The 14,676-nt window shown below is 67.4% G+C and carries 17 protein-coding genes; 9 read left to right on the top strand and 8 right to left on the bottom strand.

Annotation, left to right across the window (positions count from 1 at the left end):
• Positions 1 to 49: 49 nt before the first annotated feature.
• On the bottom strand, positions 50 to 295 hold the full coding sequence (locus tag AC1D1A_RS17415; protein ID WP_230008878.1) for a hypothetical protein: 246 nt from the start codon (positions 293 to 295) through the stop codon (positions 50 to 52).
• Between the two features lie 331 nt (positions 296 to 626).
• Here AC1D1A_RS17415 and AC1D1A_RS17410 point away from each other — a divergent pair, with 331 nt between their 5' ends.
• Together AC1D1A_RS17410 and AC1D1A_RS17405 are read left to right on the top strand one after the other, a co-directional pair.
• Entirely contained in the window at positions 627 to 929 is a 303-nt protein-coding gene (locus tag AC1D1A_RS17410; RefSeq protein WP_028276793.1) for a DUF4193 domain-containing protein, read from the top strand.
• 219 nt (positions 930 to 1,148) lie between these two features.
• Positions 1,149 to 3,440 (top strand): putative bifunctional diguanylate cyclase/phosphodiesterase, encoded by a 2,292-nt coding sequence (locus AC1D1A_RS17405; protein ID WP_476948302.1) that lies wholly within the window; start codon positions 1,149 to 1,151, stop codon positions 3,438 to 3,440.
• Between the two features lie 38 nt (positions 3,441 to 3,478).
• On the opposite strand, the gene AC1D1A_RS17400 is transcribed toward AC1D1A_RS17405, so the two are convergent.
• Positions 3,479 to 4,426 (bottom strand): cation diffusion facilitator family transporter, encoded by a 948-nt coding sequence (locus AC1D1A_RS17400; RefSeq protein ID WP_476948301.1) that lies wholly within the window; start codon positions 4,424 to 4,426, stop codon positions 3,479 to 3,481.
• 202 nt (positions 4,427 to 4,628) lie between these two features.
• Between AC1D1A_RS17400 and AC1D1A_RS17395 the strand changes: the two genes are divergently transcribed.
• The 3 genes from AC1D1A_RS17395 (at position 4,629) to AC1D1A_RS17385 (ending at position 6,400) form a co-directional block, all read left to right on the top strand.
• Positions 4,629 to 4,994, top strand: coding sequence for a cupredoxin domain-containing protein (locus AC1D1A_RS17395; protein WP_476849573.1), 366 nt, complete (start codon positions 4,629 to 4,631; stop codon positions 4,992 to 4,994).
• Between the two features lie 44 nt (positions 4,995 to 5,038).
• Complete coding sequence (locus AC1D1A_RS17390; RefSeq protein ID WP_476872598.1) at positions 5,039 to 5,449, top strand: hypothetical protein; 411 nt, start codon at positions 5,039 to 5,041, stop codon at positions 5,447 to 5,449.
• A 114-nt stretch (positions 5,450 to 5,563) separates the two neighbouring features.
• Complete coding sequence (locus tag AC1D1A_RS17385) at positions 5,564 to 6,400, top strand: CDP-alcohol phosphatidyltransferase family protein (RefSeq protein ID WP_476872599.1); 837 nt, start codon at positions 5,564 to 5,566, stop codon at positions 6,398 to 6,400.
• On the opposite strand, the gene AC1D1A_RS17380 is transcribed toward AC1D1A_RS17385, so the two are convergent.
• Complete coding sequence (locus tag AC1D1A_RS17380) at positions 6,397 to 7,890, bottom strand: FAD-dependent oxidoreductase (protein ID WP_476948300.1); 1,494 nt, start codon at positions 7,888 to 7,890, stop codon at positions 6,397 to 6,399. The genes AC1D1A_RS17385 and AC1D1A_RS17380 overlap by 4 nt on opposite strands.
• Before the next feature lie 6 nt (positions 7,891 to 7,896).
• On the bottom strand, positions 7,897 to 9,336 hold the full coding sequence (locus AC1D1A_RS17375) for a DUF2252 domain-containing protein (protein ID WP_476931734.1): 1,440 nt from the start codon (positions 9,334 to 9,336) through the stop codon (positions 7,897 to 7,899).
• A gap of 324 nt (positions 9,337 to 9,660) precedes the next feature.
• On the opposite strand from AC1D1A_RS17375, the gene AC1D1A_RS17370 reads away from it, so the two are divergent.
• Both AC1D1A_RS17370 and AC1D1A_RS17365 read left to right on the top strand, forming a co-directional pair.
• Positions 9,661 to 9,990, top strand: a complete 330-nt coding sequence (locus AC1D1A_RS17370) for a carboxymuconolactone decarboxylase (protein WP_476849568.1) — start codon at positions 9,661 to 9,663, stop codon at positions 9,988 to 9,990.
• An 81-nt stretch (positions 9,991 to 10,071) separates the two neighbouring features.
• A complete protein-coding gene (locus AC1D1A_RS17365; RefSeq protein WP_028276784.1) occupies positions 10,072 to 10,650 on the top strand; it encodes a TMEM175 family protein in 579 nt (192 codons plus the stop codon).
• 30 nt (positions 10,651 to 10,680) lie between these two features.
• On the opposite strand, the gene AC1D1A_RS17360 is transcribed toward AC1D1A_RS17365, so the two are convergent.
• The 3 genes from AC1D1A_RS17360 to AC1D1A_RS17350 all read right to left on the bottom strand — a co-directional run bounded on the left by AC1D1A_RS17360 (position 10,681) and on the right by AC1D1A_RS17350 (position 13,504).
• Positions 10,681 to 11,028, bottom strand: coding sequence for a GNAT family N-acetyltransferase (locus AC1D1A_RS17360; protein WP_476855979.1), 348 nt, complete (start codon positions 11,026 to 11,028; stop codon positions 10,681 to 10,683).
• An 83-nt stretch (positions 11,029 to 11,111) separates the two neighbouring features.
• Positions 11,112 to 12,149 carry a pirin family protein gene (locus tag AC1D1A_RS17355; RefSeq protein WP_476948299.1) on the bottom strand — a complete coding sequence of 346 codons (1,038 nt, stop codon included), beginning with the start codon at positions 12,147 to 12,149 and terminating at the stop codon, positions 11,112 to 11,114.
• A 71-nt stretch (positions 12,150 to 12,220) separates the two neighbouring features.
• A complete protein-coding gene (locus AC1D1A_RS17350) occupies positions 12,221 to 13,504 on the bottom strand; it encodes a class I SAM-dependent methyltransferase (protein ID WP_476948298.1) in 1,284 nt (427 codons plus the stop codon).
• Positions 13,505 to 13,716: 212 nt separating this feature from the next.
• Here AC1D1A_RS17350 and AC1D1A_RS17345 point away from each other — a divergent pair, with 212 nt between their 5' ends.
• Together AC1D1A_RS17345 and AC1D1A_RS17340 are read left to right on the top strand one after the other, a co-directional pair.
• Positions 13,717 to 14,064 carry a hypothetical protein gene (locus AC1D1A_RS17345; protein ID WP_043436051.1) on the top strand — a complete coding sequence of 116 codons (348 nt, stop codon included), beginning with the start codon at positions 13,717 to 13,719 and terminating at the stop codon, positions 14,062 to 14,064.
• Positions 14,065 to 14,274: 210 nt separating this feature from the next.
• The gene (locus AC1D1A_RS17340; protein ID WP_476849564.1) at positions 14,275 to 14,541 is read left to right on the top strand and encodes a hypothetical protein; all 267 of its coding nucleotides are present in this window, start codon (positions 14,275 to 14,277) and stop codon (positions 14,539 to 14,541) included.
• On the opposite strand, the gene AC1D1A_RS17335 is transcribed toward AC1D1A_RS17340, so the two are convergent.
• On the bottom strand, positions 14,531 to 14,668 hold the full coding sequence (locus AC1D1A_RS17335) for a hypothetical protein (RefSeq protein WP_164468558.1): 138 nt from the start codon (positions 14,666 to 14,668) through the stop codon (positions 14,531 to 14,533). The two genes, AC1D1A_RS17340 and AC1D1A_RS17335, sit on opposite strands and share 11 nt — an antisense overlap.
• Positions 14,669 to 14,676 lie beyond the last annotated feature (8 nt).

The raw sequence follows: 14,676 nt of genomic DNA, 5'->3' as shown, positions 1-14,676 counted from the left end.
GGAAGGAACCTGGCGGGTCCAGTGGGAGGGGATGCCCGTCGCTGTTCGGTCAGGCCTGTTGGGGAGGACCGAACAGCCACCCCGAAACGTCGCTGCGCAGGACCACGTGCGGTCCGCCGGTGGAACTGACGCTCCCGTTGGGGACGTAGTAGCCGCGCCCGGCTCCGGGGCCGCCGGCTGCGCGGTCGATGGCGTCGGTCAGGCGCCGGGTCAGGTGCCCGCTGGGGCCCAGGGACCGCAGTTCATTGAGTTCGTCCTGCGTGAGCCGTCCCAGCACTGCAGCAATATCGGCCATGGTGAATCCTCCCGACGGATGGTGCGGATGGTGCCCAAGGTGGATGGTGCCTAAAGAATCAGGCTAGGGCACCCAAATTAACGGCGCGTGACGCCCCGGTGACGAGTGGCGAACAAAGCAGGAAGGCCGGCGTCGGGGGCGTCCGCCTCCGGGTGTCATGAGCGTCACTGCCGCGACTGCCCCGGTCCCCAGCATTTACACGGCGTCATGCTGTACGGTTCAATCCCGGAGATCCGGAGATCCGGAGATACAGAGATACGTAGATCCGGCGACACGTAGATCCGGAGAGACTCCGAATCACACGCCCAGCAACTGAAATGAGTATCACCAGGTGGCAACCGATTATGACGAAGTACGCTCCGACGTCGCGGAATCCCGCAACGCTTCCCTGGAGGCGCTCCGTTCGGCGAATGCGCCTGACGCGCGAAGCGTTGTCCGCGAACTCGACGAGGCCGATACCTCCGAAGGCGTGGAACTGCCGGGGGCAGACCTGTCCGGCGAGGAACTGACCGTCACGGTCATCCCGCAAAAGGAAGACGAATTCACCTGCTATTCCTGTTTCCTGGTGCGCCACCGGTCCCAGCTGGCCAAGGAGAAGGCCGGCCACGCCTACTGCGCAGACTGCCTCAGCTAGAGCCCCCGGCAGGACCGGCTCAGCCGGTCCGGGGACGTTCAGCGCGGCAGGTGTGGTTCCGGCACCGGACGCTACCCGCCGGGCCACCCGTCGAATACACTTCTGTCACATGCTTCACAATAGTGTCGGGAGGCGGCCGGACATGACCAGCCGGGGCAGGTTCGGCTACGCTCCTGTTTGACGATGCGGCGATTGCCGGCACACGGCCGGAGGCTGATCATGCGTAAATCCACCAGCAGCTTGGCTGACCCTGCTGCTGTGCCGCCGTCGGCCGCCGCCAACGACGCCAGTGGACCCGAACGATCCGACGGGCCGGCCATGCCGTTTGAAGGGCCGGCGGGCACCCGTACCCCCCGCACCGGCAAACCCGCCCGCGCAGGGAGCCTGCAGCGCGAATGGTCCAGGGCATTCATCCTGGTGATCCTTGCCCTGCTCGCAGGGGCCGCGGTAACTCTGGTCGGCGTCCGTTTTGTCACGGACCAGATCCAGCACGCCGCCGCACAGCACCGCGTCGAGTCGGAGGCCATCTCCGAGCTCCGGACCGGCATCGAGACCCACGAACAAGCCGGACTCCAGCTGTTGTCCGCAGGACCCGCAGATCCGGCCGCCTTTTTGCTGCAACAAAAGGACCTCTCCGCCCAGTTCGATGCCACCGCCCGGATCCTGCCGGAGGCGTACGGCATGCGGGCCACAGTCCGCGGGGCCCGGGCCGCCTGGCAGGAGGGACTGTCCGCGCACAATCTCTGGGGAAGCCAGGTGGCCACTCTCCACGGCAACCGAGTGGCGGAGGCGCCGGCGTTCGCCGAATCCAGCGCCAAGGCCCGCGCCCTGCTCGCCGACGTCCGTCGCGCTTCGCTCGACGCGCTTGACGACGGCGTCGCCCGTGGGGCCGGGCTTCAGCAGATGGTATCGACCGTCCGCACGGCCCTCTTTGCGCTGGCCGCGGGCGGGGTGTTCTTTTTCCGCCGGCGGATGACCAAGTACCTGATGCGCCCTGTGGAGGGTCTGTACCGCGGGGTCGTGAAGCTGCAGTCCGGTGATTACAGCCACCGGATCAGCGTTGTCCGCAATGACGAACTTGGCCAGCTGGCCGAGGCCTTCAATTCCATGGCGGCCACCGTGCACGACAACCACCTGGAACTGACCTTCCGCGCCACCCACGACCCGCTCACGGGACTGGCCAACCGGGCAGTCCTCACCGAACGCCTCTCCGCCGCGTTCGACCCCGGAACAAAGAACCCGGAAACAGCTGGCGCCGAGGTCTGCGACGGGCGTGAAGGCCTGCTGGTCATCGACGTCGACGACTTCAAAGACGTCAACGACTCGCTGGGCCATGAGGGCGGCGACGCGTTGCTCATCCAGCTGGCCCAACGGCTGCGGGGCTGCGTGCGCGGACATGACCTCGTCGCCCGGCTGGGCGGCGACGAATTCGCGATCGTCGTGACGGATGAGGGCGGCACGGCGACGGACGACGTCGCACGGCGCATCCAGGACACGCTGCGGGACCCTTTCTGCATCGATGACGTCCGGCTGAAGGTAACCGTCAGCATGGGCGCCGCCCAGCGCAGCGCCGCCACTGCAGATCCGGCCGAGTTGATGCGGCAGGCGGACTTCGCCATGTACATGGCCAAGCACGGCGGCAAAGGCCGCTACCAGCTCTTCGATGCCCGGGGATATGACGAAATGACCTACCGGGCCGCTCTCCGGGCGGACCTCGCCACAGCCGTGCAGGCCGGGCAGTTGCGCCTCGACTACCAGCCCGTCGTGAATCTCGGCACCGGCCAGATTGCCGGGGTGGAGGCCCTGGTCCGCTGGGAGCACCCGACCCTGGGCAGGCTGGGACCGGCCGACTTCATCCCCTTGGCCGAGGAAACCGGCGAGATAGGGCCCATCGGCTGCTGGGTCCTGGACACCGCAAGCCGTCACGTCGCCGGCTGGCGCCGGTCCCCCGGCACTGCCGAAGACTTCTGGGTCTCGGTCAATCTTTCCACTCTTCAGCTATCGAGTGACCGGAACCTGGCAGCCCTGGAGCGCATCCTGGCCCACCCCGCCTCGCAGGCCGACAAGGTGATCCTCGAGGTCACCGAATCGGCCCTGGCCACGAGCGCCGACGGCGGGGTCGCTGCCCTGAACCGGCTGAAGAGCTTCGGCGTCCGCATCGCAATCGACGACTTCGGGACCGGCTTCTCCTCGCTCAGCACGCTCGCTGCGCTGCCCGCGGACATTCTCAAGATCGACCGTGCCTTCCTGTCCGGGCTGCCTGGGGACGCCCCGGCCGCGGCGATGCTCGAGGGCATTCTGGAAGTGGCCCGGAAACTGGACCTGGCTGTCATCGCCGAGGGCATCGAGCACACCGGGCAGCTGGATCTCCTGCGCTCGCTCGGCTGCGGCATGGGCCAGGGCTTCCTTCTGGCCAGTCCCAGCCCGTCCCCCGTTCTCGAGGCGCTGCTGGCCTCCGGGGCCCGCCTGCAGCCACCGGCCGGCATGGACGCGACGGCGGCAGGCGCCTGAGCCAGCCGAAGGACCGGACCCGGAGGTCGGCGTTGTGCTCAAACGGCGGGGAAGACCAACGAGGGCTCGTCCGCGGTGGCCAGTGTCAGGACGGCCTCTTCCACCGTTTCGTGGTCCTCAAGTTCGCGTTCAACGCGGCGTAGGGCCGCGGCGACGTCGTGTTCCCGGAGGTCCCCCTGTATGTCCACGGCCGCCACGACGTAAAGCTTGCGCGGGCCGACGTATTCGAGATGCAGGTACGTGATGCGTTCGATCGCTGGGTGCTCGAGGAGGCGGCGGGCCATGGTGCCCTCGATATCGCCGGTCACGGCTTGCCCCACCAGGAAGCGCCGGTTCCGGTCGATCAGCACGACGGCAACCACGGCCAGGAGGATGCCCACCAGAATGGACCCCACGGCGTCCGGCACGGAGGACCCCGTGACCTGGTGCAGGAATATCCCGGCGAAGGCGATGAGCAGGCCAACAAGCGCTGCCCCGTCCTCGGCGAAGACGGCGCGCAGCGTGGGGTCGGAGCCCTTGAGGACCTGCTCCAGGGTGTTCCGGTCCAGCTCTCGCGCCGCCTTCCGGTTTTGCCGGAACGCCTGGATGAAGGACACGCCTTCAAGGACGAACGCGATGGTCAGCACCAGGTAGGCGATCCCATAGTCACCTGGCGGTTCCGGGGTGATCAGCTGCTGGATGCCGTGCATCACCGACACCACCGCGCCGGCCGTAAACAAGCCAAAGGCGGCGATCATTGACCATACGTAGGCCTCGCGCCCGTAACCCATGGGGTGGGCTTTGTCGCGTTTCCGCGCGGCTTTCCGTTCGGCGATGAGCAGGAAGACCTGGTTGCCGGTATCGGCCCAGGAGTGGGCCGCCTCGGCAGTCATGGACGCCGAGCCAGAGATAAGTGCGGCCACTGTCTTGGCTGCCGCGACAAGGACGTTCGCTGCAAAGGCAATCAGCACCGTGAGCGATGCGGACCAGGACTTCTTACGCTTCACGCCATTTTCCTCCCTCGGCTGCAGGATGCATGCCAGGGACTACGCTATCTCCCCGGGCTGTCCCGGACCGGCGTTCGACGCAGACTGGTTCCATTCGTGCCGGTCAGGCGCACAATATAGCTAGTACGTTCATCCGCTCGTTTCCTCAAGCCGCTCGGGGTGGTGCGCAATGAATGCTCGTCGGAAGCTGTCATCGCTATGGGTGCTCCTGATCTTGCTGGGCGCCGGCGGGTGCGCCGGCGGCAGCGGATCGCCGGCGTCGACGTCGGCGCCCCCACCCGGCCCCGCCTACGGGGCCGGCCCGACGGCGGGCACCGCCGCCGCCACCACCATCACCATCAAGGACTTCGCCTACGGCGACCCGCTCACCGTGGCCCCCGGCGCGGCGGTCACCGTAACCAACATGGATGCCGCGGCGCACACGGTCACGGCTGACGAAGGCTCAGCGTTCGATGCCCAGGTCAAGGGCGGCGGCACTGCCACCTTCACCGCGCCGACGAAGCCCGGATCCTACGCGTATCACTGCACCTACCATCCGGGCATGCACGGGACGCTGGTGGTCAAATGAGCGCCCAGAGCCCCGGACGGGCCGTGCGGGTCCATACGGCCGGCATGACACTGCGAATCCTCACGGCCGTTGCCCTGTTCATTGACGCCGCCGTCCACATCCACCTGGCCCCGGGCTACCAGGCGGGGAACTCCGCGGGAATCGGCCAAGGGAACCTGTTCCTGCTGGAATCAGCTGCCGCTGTGCTGGCCGGGTTGTACGTGCTGCTGCGCGGCAGCAGGGCGGCCTTCGCCGTCGCATTCGTCGTCGCGCTGAGCGCCTTCATGGCCGTGGTGGCATACCGTTACGTGAATATTCCCGCGTTCGGGCCTTTCCCGTCCATGTACGAGCCCATCTGGTTCTTCGAGAAGTCTGTCAGCGCCGTGGCTGAAGGCGCCGGAGCCGTCCTGGCAGCCATCGGTTTCGTCCGGGCCGGACGGCGGACGAACGGGCAGGGCACCCAGTCCAAGCATTGACCAACCCCGGGCCGCGGACTTGCTAGCATGTGGGCGGGGTGGTTCAGGCTGAAGTCGTTTGCAGAAGGCACGAAACAAGAGGACACGGCGTCTACAGGCACGGGGTCAGCAAACGTGCCTGGAATCCGGCCTGCAGAACCGACGAGGGGCACCGCTTCCCCGGCGCCAGGGCAGACCGGGCCGGGATCGGCAGCCGCCCGCCGTGCCGTGGCGGATGCCGGCACCGCCGTCGGCGCCTATCTCGTGGTGTGGGCCTGGCTCGGCGCGGCGGTCCTCACGGATCCTGTGCCCTGGCTCCTGGCCCTGGCGGCGGGGGCCGCGGTGATCACCCGGGCCGCCGGCTCCGTTCTGCGGCGGAAACCCCCTTTTTCCACCCCCGCGGACCGCGTCACCCTCGGCAGGGCCGGCATCGTGGCCTGCTGTGCCGCCGAAACGGTGGTGGGGTTGATCGCCGGAGCCGGAACCGGACCAGACCTTCTGGTGGTGGTCCTGGGCACGGCCGCGTTCCTGCTCGATGCCGTCGACGGACGGGTGGCCCGGTTCACGGGATGTGCCACGGCCGAGGGTTCACGCCTGGATTCGGATACGGACGCCGCGCTGGTCCTGGTGCTGTCCTGCGCCGCGGCGGGAAAGTTCGGCCTGTGGCCCCTGGGCATCGGCCTGATGTACTACGCGTTCCTCGCAGCGGCCTGGTTCCGGGCGTCCCTGAAGAACCCGCTGCCGTCCAGCACGGTCCGCAGGGTCATCGGAGCCACCCAGCCGGCCGCCCTGCTGTTCGCCCTGTTGCCGGGGGTGCCTCCGCCGCTGGGAGCCATGGTGCTCGGGCCGGCGCTTGGGCTGCTGGCCTTTTCATTCGGGCGGGACGTGGTCAAGCTGGAACGGCTCCGGGCAAGCCGCGCTTCGGCCGCCGGCTCCCCCGCCATACGGGCCGGAACACCGGCAGGAACCTAACGCGGTGCGGGTCTCGGCGCCAGGTCCATCGTCGCCGGGCCCTGGATGACGGCGCCGTCGGCGGAAAACCGCGAGCCGTGGCAGGGGCAGTCCCACGTCGAATCGTCCGCGTTGAACGCGACCGTGCAACCCAGATGCGTGCAGATGGCCGAGACGGCGAGGAGGCCCCCGACAGCGCCAGCGTAGACGGCGGTCATTTCGCCATCGATCTCCACGACGGTGCCTTCGCCGGGTCGCAGCCCGGCGACGGCCGGTTGATCCGGCAGCCGGTGTGGGGGCGGCTGGTCCGGTTGCTGCCGCACCCCGCCGGCCTGGCCGGCGGAAGGGCGGTTGGTATCGAATACCGCGGCCCAGGGGTTGTGACGGCCCGACAGGGTGTCGGCCAGGATCAGGGCGGCCGCGGTGCCGTTGGTCAGGCCCCATTTGCGCAGGCCGGTGATCACATGAAGGTGCGCCGCCGTCGGAGTCAAAGTCCCGGCGTAGGGCAACCCGTCGACGGGCATGTTGTCCTGCGTGGACCAGCGGAAGCTGGTCTCCCCGGTGCCGAGGCGTTCCCGGGAGAAAGCCGCGAGGCGGCGGTACCGCTCGGCGGCATCGCTGGCCTCGGCGGCACGGTGCCCCTCGCCGCCGGTGAGAACGAATCGGGAACCCTCAATGTCGATCGCCAGGATGGAGCGCATCGGCTCGTCGAAGCTGATGAAGGTTCCGTCCAGGGGCACGGCGGGTGCCAGGCTGGCAACGACGTAGGAACGGTGCAGGTAGCAGCGCTCGGCAAACAGGCCGGCGTCGCCTACGGGGACGTTGGTGGCAATGATCACCTCGCGCGCCCGGACGGTGCCGCTCCCGGTCCCGACGACGGCGGGCACCCCGTCGTGGACCGAGGTGACGCGCGAGTCCTCCAGTACGTGGCTTCCGCTCCCGTCCACGGCGCGGGCGAGGCCTTGGAGGTACTTGACCGCGTGAAGCTGCGCCTGGCCGTCGAACCGGACTGCGCCCCGGGCACCGAACGGCAGCGGCACCTCGGAGGTAAAGACGGCTGGCAGGCCGAGCCGCCCGGCCAGGGCCGCCTCGCCGCGGACCCGGGCGAGGGCGTCGTCGGATTCTGCGTAGGTGTAATTGGATACCCTGCGGAAGTCGCAGTCGATGCCCTCCTCCGCGACGACACGCGCAATGTGCTCGATGGCGGCCTGGTTGGCCTGCCCGTACGTGCCCGCGACGTCCGGTCCGTGCCGGTCCGCGAGTTCGGTGTAGGCCAGCCGGTGCAGGGAGGTGACCTTGCCGGTGGTGTGCCCAGTGACGCCGGTGCCAATGCGGGCTGCCTCCAGGACCGCGACGGTGCTGCCGGCGCGCTTGAGTGCCAGCGCCGCCGTCAGGCCGGCGATCCCTCCCCCGACGACGGCGACGTCGACCTCAAGATCCGTGTCCAGGGAGGGATAGCGGGTGGTACCGGTTGTGGCGATCCAGAGCGAAACCTGCCGTCCTTCGAGCATCCGCGATCAGAGGCCCTCAGTAGCTTCCAGCCGCCCTGAGCGAACCGCGTCGGCGAAGGCCTGGTAGTCCTTTTCGTTCTGGTCCGCGTACCGCTCGGAGAAGTCGGTGATGGAGCGTTCGAACTTGTCGCTCTTGCCCAAGTAAGTGGCGATTGCGATCGGGTCCCCTGACCGGGCGTGGGCACGGGCGAGGGTCCAGCCGCAGGCGTTGGCGTAGAAACCCATGCCGAGCGGTTTCATGCCTTCCACAATGGCTGAGCCCTTCATGTCACGCAGTTGGCGCCAGTAGAGGTACCGGTTGTCCTGCACGCCCTTGGTCCACCCCAGGAAGATGTCGCTCGCGGCCTGCATCATCCGCTGGCCCTGCACCACGCGCTCGCCCGGCTGCTTGAACTTGCTCTTCGGCAGGTGGTCCTCGAGCACTGACCTTGTGGCCTCCTTGACCTGCAGAAACAGCGGATCCTGCTCATCGCGGCCCTGGAGCAAGGCGATGAACGCCCGTGTGCCGACGCTGCCGACGCCCACCACCTTGCGGGCGACATCGATGACCTCGAAGCGCTCCAGCAAGATTCGTCGGTCGTCTGGCAGCGTGGCCCGGTAGGAACGGAGCTGCTCACGAACCGCTTTCTGAATCCCATCCGCAGACATGCCGAATGATTCCCCCAGCTCCCGTGAGGGAATGACGATCGGCGGCTGGCTGACGATCCGGTACTCCCCGTCCACCCGCTCGGCGAGCTTGGAGAGTGCCTGCAGGCTGTCGCGGGTGTGGGCCTTGGCGACGTTCTGTTTCGCCGTCTTTTCCATGCCGTGGGCTGCCTTCTTGAGGGCCTTGCCCTTTTGGGTTGCCACGGCCAGCTCAATGGTTTCCATCAGCTGTTCCTCGGACAGACGGGCGTACCAGATGTCCAGGGTGCCCATCTGTGCGAACTCTGCCATCGCCTCGCGGTAAGCCCGAACGGCGGTGAGTGTCGCGTCGCGCGTTTCTTCCTTGGTGAACGCGTTGTTGCGGGCCGCGATAGTGAAGCTCGCGGCCATGCGTTTGACGTCGTACTCAAATGGGCCGGGAAGTGTTTCGTCGAAATCGTTGAGATCGAACAACAGGGTTCGCTCTGGTGAGGCGAAGACTCCAAAGTTGGAAAGATGGGCGTCGCCGCACAGTTGGGATACCAGGCCGGCCCGGGGGGTGTCTTTCAGATCGGTTGCCATGATCTTGGCGGCGCCCCGGTAAAACGTGAACGGTGAGACCAGCATCCGGCCGTGCCGCACCGGCACGAGGTCTTGTTCGCGGGTGAGGTTCTGTTCCTCGAGCAGCGCGACCGGATCCGGGCGGTCGGGCGCGGGAACCCAGCCTGTGTGGCTGGAGACGGGCGTTTTTTCCCGGCGGCCCTTGCCCTTCGCAGCACGCTCCTCGACACTCGGATGCTTGACTTTTTTGGTCTCGGCCATGATCGGCGACCTCCCTGTTAGGTCCGGAACCGCCACCGGCACTGCTTGCCTGGGTCAGTCCCCGCCGAGCGCGCCACTGCGTCTCGGCTCAAGCTACTGCGATTCTGGCCCCGAACCGGCCCATCGTCAACGCATCGCTGATGGATCCCGCAGCGCAGGCTCAAAACGCCATCTGTTCCGCAGCCGGGCGACTGACCCATCGATTCATGCGGTTCGGGTGATGCCACCCCTGGTCGTGGCGGGTTACGTTCATGACGAGTCGGGCCGATCCGCTCACGTCGCGTCACTCGGCGCACAACACTGAAACCAGATGGAGACATAACCATGGCCGAAGAAGAAGCACCTGTTCTCGCCGTCCTCGCCGACATCACCGCCGTTTCGCTCGAACGCTCCACCCTTGAGCCTCGCGAACTGATGCTGGCCCGGATTGCGGCGCTCGCGGCAGTCGACGCCCCGGGCGCCTCCTACCTGTTCAACGCCGGTACCGCCGTAGACGTCGGCATCACCTTGGAGGATGTCCGGGGCATCCTGATCGCCGTTGCACCCATCGTCGGCACTCCCCGGATCGTGGCGGCGACCACCAATCTCGTCCAGGCGCTGGGCTTTGCCCTCGAAATGGCGGAGGAAGAACTCGAAGCAGGGACCCCGGACTAGTACCCTTACTTACGAACCGCACGTCACGGCGTCGGCAGTTCCTCGTTGCATCTGCCACGATGCCCTGACTAAAGGCGGCCCATGAACAAGAACCGGCTGGAGGCGTTCAGCGACGGCGTGCTGGCGATCGTCATCACCATCATGGTGCTGGAGCTTCACGTCCCCGCCGAACCGACCTGGCCGGCCCTGCTTCACGAGCTTCCAACGCTGCTCAGCTACCTGCTGAGCTTCATCTATGTCGGGATCTACTGGAACAACCACCACCACATGCTGCATCTGGCCGGGCGGATCAACGGTGGGGTGCTCTGGGCAAACCTGCATCTGCTGTTCTGGCTCTCCCTCATCCCCTTCACCACCCGGTGGATAAATGACACGGGCCTGGCGGAGGTACCCGTCCTCGTCTATGGGCTGGACCTGCTGTTCGCCGCCATTGCCTACTACATCCTGAAAACAACCCTGATCCGCCAGCAGGGACGCGGCGGCGCGCTGGACCGGGCCATGGGGCAGGACTGGAAGGGCAAGGGATCGCCGGCGCTCTACATCGCCGGGATGGGGCTCAGCCTGGTGAACCCGCTCTTGGGGATCGCCGCCTATTCGGTGGTCGCCGCGATCTGGCTCATCCCGGACCGGCGTGTGGAGCGGTTCATCGCACACACGTGAGTCCAGAGGCGCAGGTGTGTCCCGGAGCGGCTACTGCCGGACGCGTTGGGCCAGCGAGGCGCTCAGGAACCGCAGATGCGCCGGTGCCGGCGGTACCACGTGGGCCGCATAGCCCGGGTGCTTGCCCAAGTACTTCTTGATGTAGGGACACACCGGAACGATCGTGAGGCCCGCGGCGATAGTCTCATCGAGTGCCTGCTCGGCCAGCACCCCGGCCAGCCCGCGGCCGCCATATTCCTCGTTGATCTCCGTGTGGTAGAAAATCCGCTGGCCCGCCCCGACGTCGTCCACGTAAGCGGCCTGGCCGATCACGGTGCCGGCGTCGAGCACTTCGAAACGGCTGCGCTGCGGGTTGTTACTGATGGTGATCGTGGTCAATATGGTCTCCTTGAGCGGGCCGGATTGGCCAGGCAGTCGGGCTTACGGGTGCAGGGCTGGCTGGGCCTGCCGGAATGAACAGGTCAGCCGCGGGGCCGGATGCGGGCATTCGGCAGGGCCGGGGCAGGGAGAGCGGCGGGGCCGCCGGGCGGGAACGGGCCGAACCGCAGGTCGGATGCTCCCCCGCCGGCGTCCGCGCCGGAGTCCTCAGTGCCGGCGCCCGCGCTGGAGTCCGCAGGGCCGGCGTCCGCGCCGATCTCGGACTGCCACTGGTCCCTGTACGCGACGATCTCCTCATGGCTGCGGCCGACGAAGTTCCACCACATCACGATTTTTTCGCCCAGCGGCTCTCCGCCAATGAGGAGAACGCGGGCTCCCTCGCTGCCCGCGACCAGGGTCAGGGACCCGTGGCCGACGGGCAGGTACGCGAGGTTGTCCGTCGGGACCGGCTGCCCGTCCAAGGCAAGGTTGCCCGAGTCTACGAGCAGGCCGTGTTCGAAGGACACATCTGTTGCAAGCGTCAGCTCCGTCCCCGCTTCGAGCAGGAGCTCGGCACCGAGCAGGGGCGTGTGGGTGGTGACGGGCGAGACGGACCCGGCGAGTGCGCCCAGGAAGACGCGCATGGTCCAGCCGTTTCCGCTGACCGGCTCCGGACGGTAGTGCTCAAAAGTGGGCGCCATGTGGCGTGCCGTGTCCGGCAGCGCCACCCACAGCTGCGCGCCGTGCAGGACGGTGGTGTCCGGGGTGGAAAATTCCGAATGGCTGATGCCGCGGCCGGCGGTCATGAGGTTCACTTCACCGGGCCGCACCGCTGCGTGGAAGCCGGCCGAATCCCGGTGTTCGATTTCGCCTGTGAACAGCCAGCTGACGGTTTGAAGCCCGGTGTGCGGGTGGCGCGGGACTTTCATGCCGCCGGAATCGCCGACCTGGTCCGGGCCGTAGTGGTCCAGGAAGCACCACGCCCCGATGAGGCTGCGCTGGCGCTGCGGAAGGGTGCGCCGCACATCCATCGCGCGGGGGCCGCCCAGCGGGACCTGCCGCGGAACCAGGAGTTCGACGCCGGCGCAGGTCCCGTCCGTTTCGCAAAGGATTTCCTGGGGCGCGACTTCGGTATTGCTCATGATGACAGCCTAGCTTCGCGCGGTCCGCGGGTCAGCCTTCGGCACACGGCCTGGACTTCCAGGACCGGGCCTCACATCCAGGCCGAACGGCGCAATGGGGGTTCCGCGCCGCCCGGGCGCTGGACCAGGATCTGGTTCACGCCCGTGATGCCAGCCTCGAAGCCGAGTGCGCTCGCGGCCATGTAGAGCCGCCACACCCGGGCCCTTCCCAGCCCGGCCAAGCGCACGGCCTCGTCCCAGTGCTCCTCCAGGTTCCGCACCCACGCCCTGAGCGTCAGGGCATAGTGGGGCCGCAACGCCTCGACGTCCATGATCTCCAGGCCCGCCGATTCGAGTGCCGCGACCATCTCCGAGAGGCTGAGCATCTCGCCGTCCGGGAAGACATAACGGGGAATGAAGGAGTCAGGGTCCGGCGGGGTCGCGCCGGCGTTCCAGGAAATCGCGTGGTTGAGCAGCCGTCCTCCCGGGCGGAGCAGGCCCTGCAGGTGGGAAGAATAGTGCTGGATCTGCTCGCGCCCCACATGCTCTGACATGCCGATGGAGCTGATCGCGTCGAACGGCCCGTCGTCCACGTCGCGGTAGTCCTGCACCCGGATGTCCACCCGGTCCGTGAGTCCGGCGTCGGCCGCCCGCTTGCGGGCCCGGGCCGCCTGTTCGACCGAGAGCGTCACCCCGACGACGTCGGCCCCATAGTGTTGCGCGGCATGCAGCGCCAGGCTGCCCCAACCGCATCCCACATCCAGCACCCGCATGCCCGGCTGGAGCCCCAACTTGCGGCAGACCAGATCGAGCTTGGCGTTCTGGGCGGCGTCTAGCCCGGTCTCGTCCGACTCCCAGACCGCGCACGAGTACACCATGGAAGGGCCCAGGACGAGGGCGTAAAAGTCGTTCCCGACGTCGTAATGGTGGGAAATGGCCGCGGCATCGCGCCCCTTGGAATGCCGCCGGCCGTGCCGGCTCACGCGCGCTTCCTCCGGCGGCGGCGCCGGGTTCGTTCCGAGCGCGCCGAGCCGGACAGCTGTTTTGACCAGCGCGAACACCTCGCCGGGCGTCGGCGGCCGGAACGGTCCGGGCTCGGCGAACTTTCCCGCCGCACTGATGGCCGCGAAGGCAGCGAAGATGTCGCCGGGTGCCTCGATATCGCCGGCCACGTAGGCGCGGCTCAGTCCAAGCTGTCCCGGGGACCACAGCATCCGTCGAAGTGCCCGCCGGGACCGGAAAACGACGACTGGAGCGTCTTCCGGTCCCGCTTCCGAGCCGTCCCAGGCCTTCAGCCGCAGGGGGATGCCGTCGGTGCCAAGGATGATCGCCAGCGCGTCAGCCAGCCGTGAAGCCGCATTCGTGGATGCCGTCATGTCCAGTGCCTCAATTCCAGTGCCTCGTCTCCGGTGCTGCGGGCTGAGCCCGCCAGTTCCAAATCTAAGGGCATGACACGCCCGGCAACCAGAGCTTTGGTGCCGATTCCTTTCCCCGCCCCCTCCCGTCTTCCCTGCACACCACGCCTGCCCAAAGCATCAGCGGCGGACGCCTCTGGCGCGTGGGGGTGCTGTTGCCTATGGTGTGTCCTATGTCTGAGTCTTTCTCGTCCCTCGTGGACACGTTCAAGAATGTCGGTGTGTCCCGGGCCTACGGGCCCGCCGTGAACATCGCAGGAGAAGAGATCGTCCCGGTAGCGGTGGTGTCCTTCGGCTTCGGCGGAGGCAGCAGCCCGGAAGACGCCCAGCCCGGCAGCGGCGGAAGTGGAGGCGGGGGCGGCGGCTTCGTCTTGCCCCTGGGCGTCTACGCCAAGGGCTCCTCGGGCCGCATGACGTTCCGGCCGAACACCGTCGTCCTTCTGGTGGCGCTGGCCCCTCTGGTGTGCGCCGTTGGCGTTTCGATCCGCGGCATTCTTCGCACTGTCCGTTCCCACCGCTAGCACCGCGGCCGCAGGGCCAAGGATTCCCCAAGCCCGTCCGGGCATCGTTGGGTCTGGCAGCCTGGGTCTCGGGCAGCCCTGTGGTCGGGCGTCGGACGGACTTGATCGACGATGAACTTATTCAGAACTGCATGTGCAGCAAGCCTGGGCGCGGCGCTCCTGATGACGGGTTGCGGCGCTCCCCCGGCCATACCGGGCCCCACAACCACGGTGACGGCGACGGCCCCGCCGTCGGTGGTGGTCTTCGATCCGCAGACCAGCGGCAAGGTTCTGGCCGAGCGGATCAAGGCCCGCGCCAAACCCACGGACCCTGGTGTCACGATTTCCGAAGTGGAGTGCAAGAACTTCCCGGATATCAAGGTCAACACGCATACGGATTGCCAGATGGTGGTTAACGGGGTCAAACGCGGGTACCGGGCCACGTTCACCGAGCGGGACGGCCACTACGTAATAAAGGCCCAGGAACTTACCTGGTAGGGGTCCCGGCGTAGGACATGGCGGGTTCCCGGTCGTCGTCGGCGTCGACCCAGGCCGCGAAGTCCTTCAGCGACATGAAGCAGTAGTAGTCGCAATACCGCAGGTTCTTCTTCTCCGACTTGCTCATGCCGGTAA

It is taken from the genome of Arthrobacter sp. P1_B9 (assembly GCF_056406495.1).
This window is presented reverse-complemented; position numbering and strand designations above follow the sequence as displayed.

What these genes read in the sequence shown, in the direction of transcription:
- AC1D1A_RS17375 (WP_476931734.1), bottom strand. Translation starts at nt 9,336, where the DNA reads ATGGCCGAGACCAAAAAAGTCAAGCATCCGAGTGTCGAGGAGCGTGCT.
- AC1D1A_RS17350 (WP_476948298.1), bottom strand. Translation starts at nt 13,504, where the DNA reads ATGACGGCATCCACGAATGCGGCTTCACGGCTGGCTGACGCGCTGGCG.
- AC1D1A_RS17380 (WP_476948300.1), bottom strand. Translation starts at nt 7,890, where the DNA reads ATGCTCGAAGGACGGCAGGTTTCGCTCTGGATCGCCACAACCGGTACC.
- AC1D1A_RS17355 (WP_476948299.1), bottom strand. Translation starts at nt 12,149, where the DNA reads ATGAGCAATACCGAAGTCGCGCCCCAGGAAATCCTTTGCGAAACGGAC.
- AC1D1A_RS17405 (WP_476948302.1), top strand. Translation starts at nt 1,149, where the DNA reads ATGCGTAAATCCACCAGCAGCTTGGCTGACCCTGCTGCTGTGCCGCCG.
- AC1D1A_RS17390 (WP_476872598.1), top strand. Translation starts at nt 5,039, where the DNA reads ATGACACTGCGAATCCTCACGGCCGTTGCCCTGTTCATTGACGCCGCC.
- AC1D1A_RS17370 (WP_476849568.1), top strand. Translation starts at nt 9,661, where the DNA reads ATGGCCGAAGAAGAAGCACCTGTTCTCGCCGTCCTCGCCGACATCACC.
- AC1D1A_RS17345 (WP_043436051.1), top strand. Translation starts at nt 13,717, where the DNA reads ATGTCTGAGTCTTTCTCGTCCCTCGTGGACACGTTCAAGAATGTCGGT.
- AC1D1A_RS17335 (WP_164468558.1), bottom strand. Translation starts at nt 14,668, where the DNA reads ATGAGCAAGTCGGAGAAGAAGAACCTGCGGTATTGCGACTACTACTGC.
- AC1D1A_RS17365 (WP_028276784.1), top strand. Translation starts at nt 10,072, where the DNA reads ATGAACAAGAACCGGCTGGAGGCGTTCAGCGACGGCGTGCTGGCGATC.
- AC1D1A_RS17415 (WP_230008878.1), bottom strand. Translation starts at nt 295, where the DNA reads ATGGCCGATATTGCTGCAGTGCTGGGACGGCTCACGCAGGACGAACTC.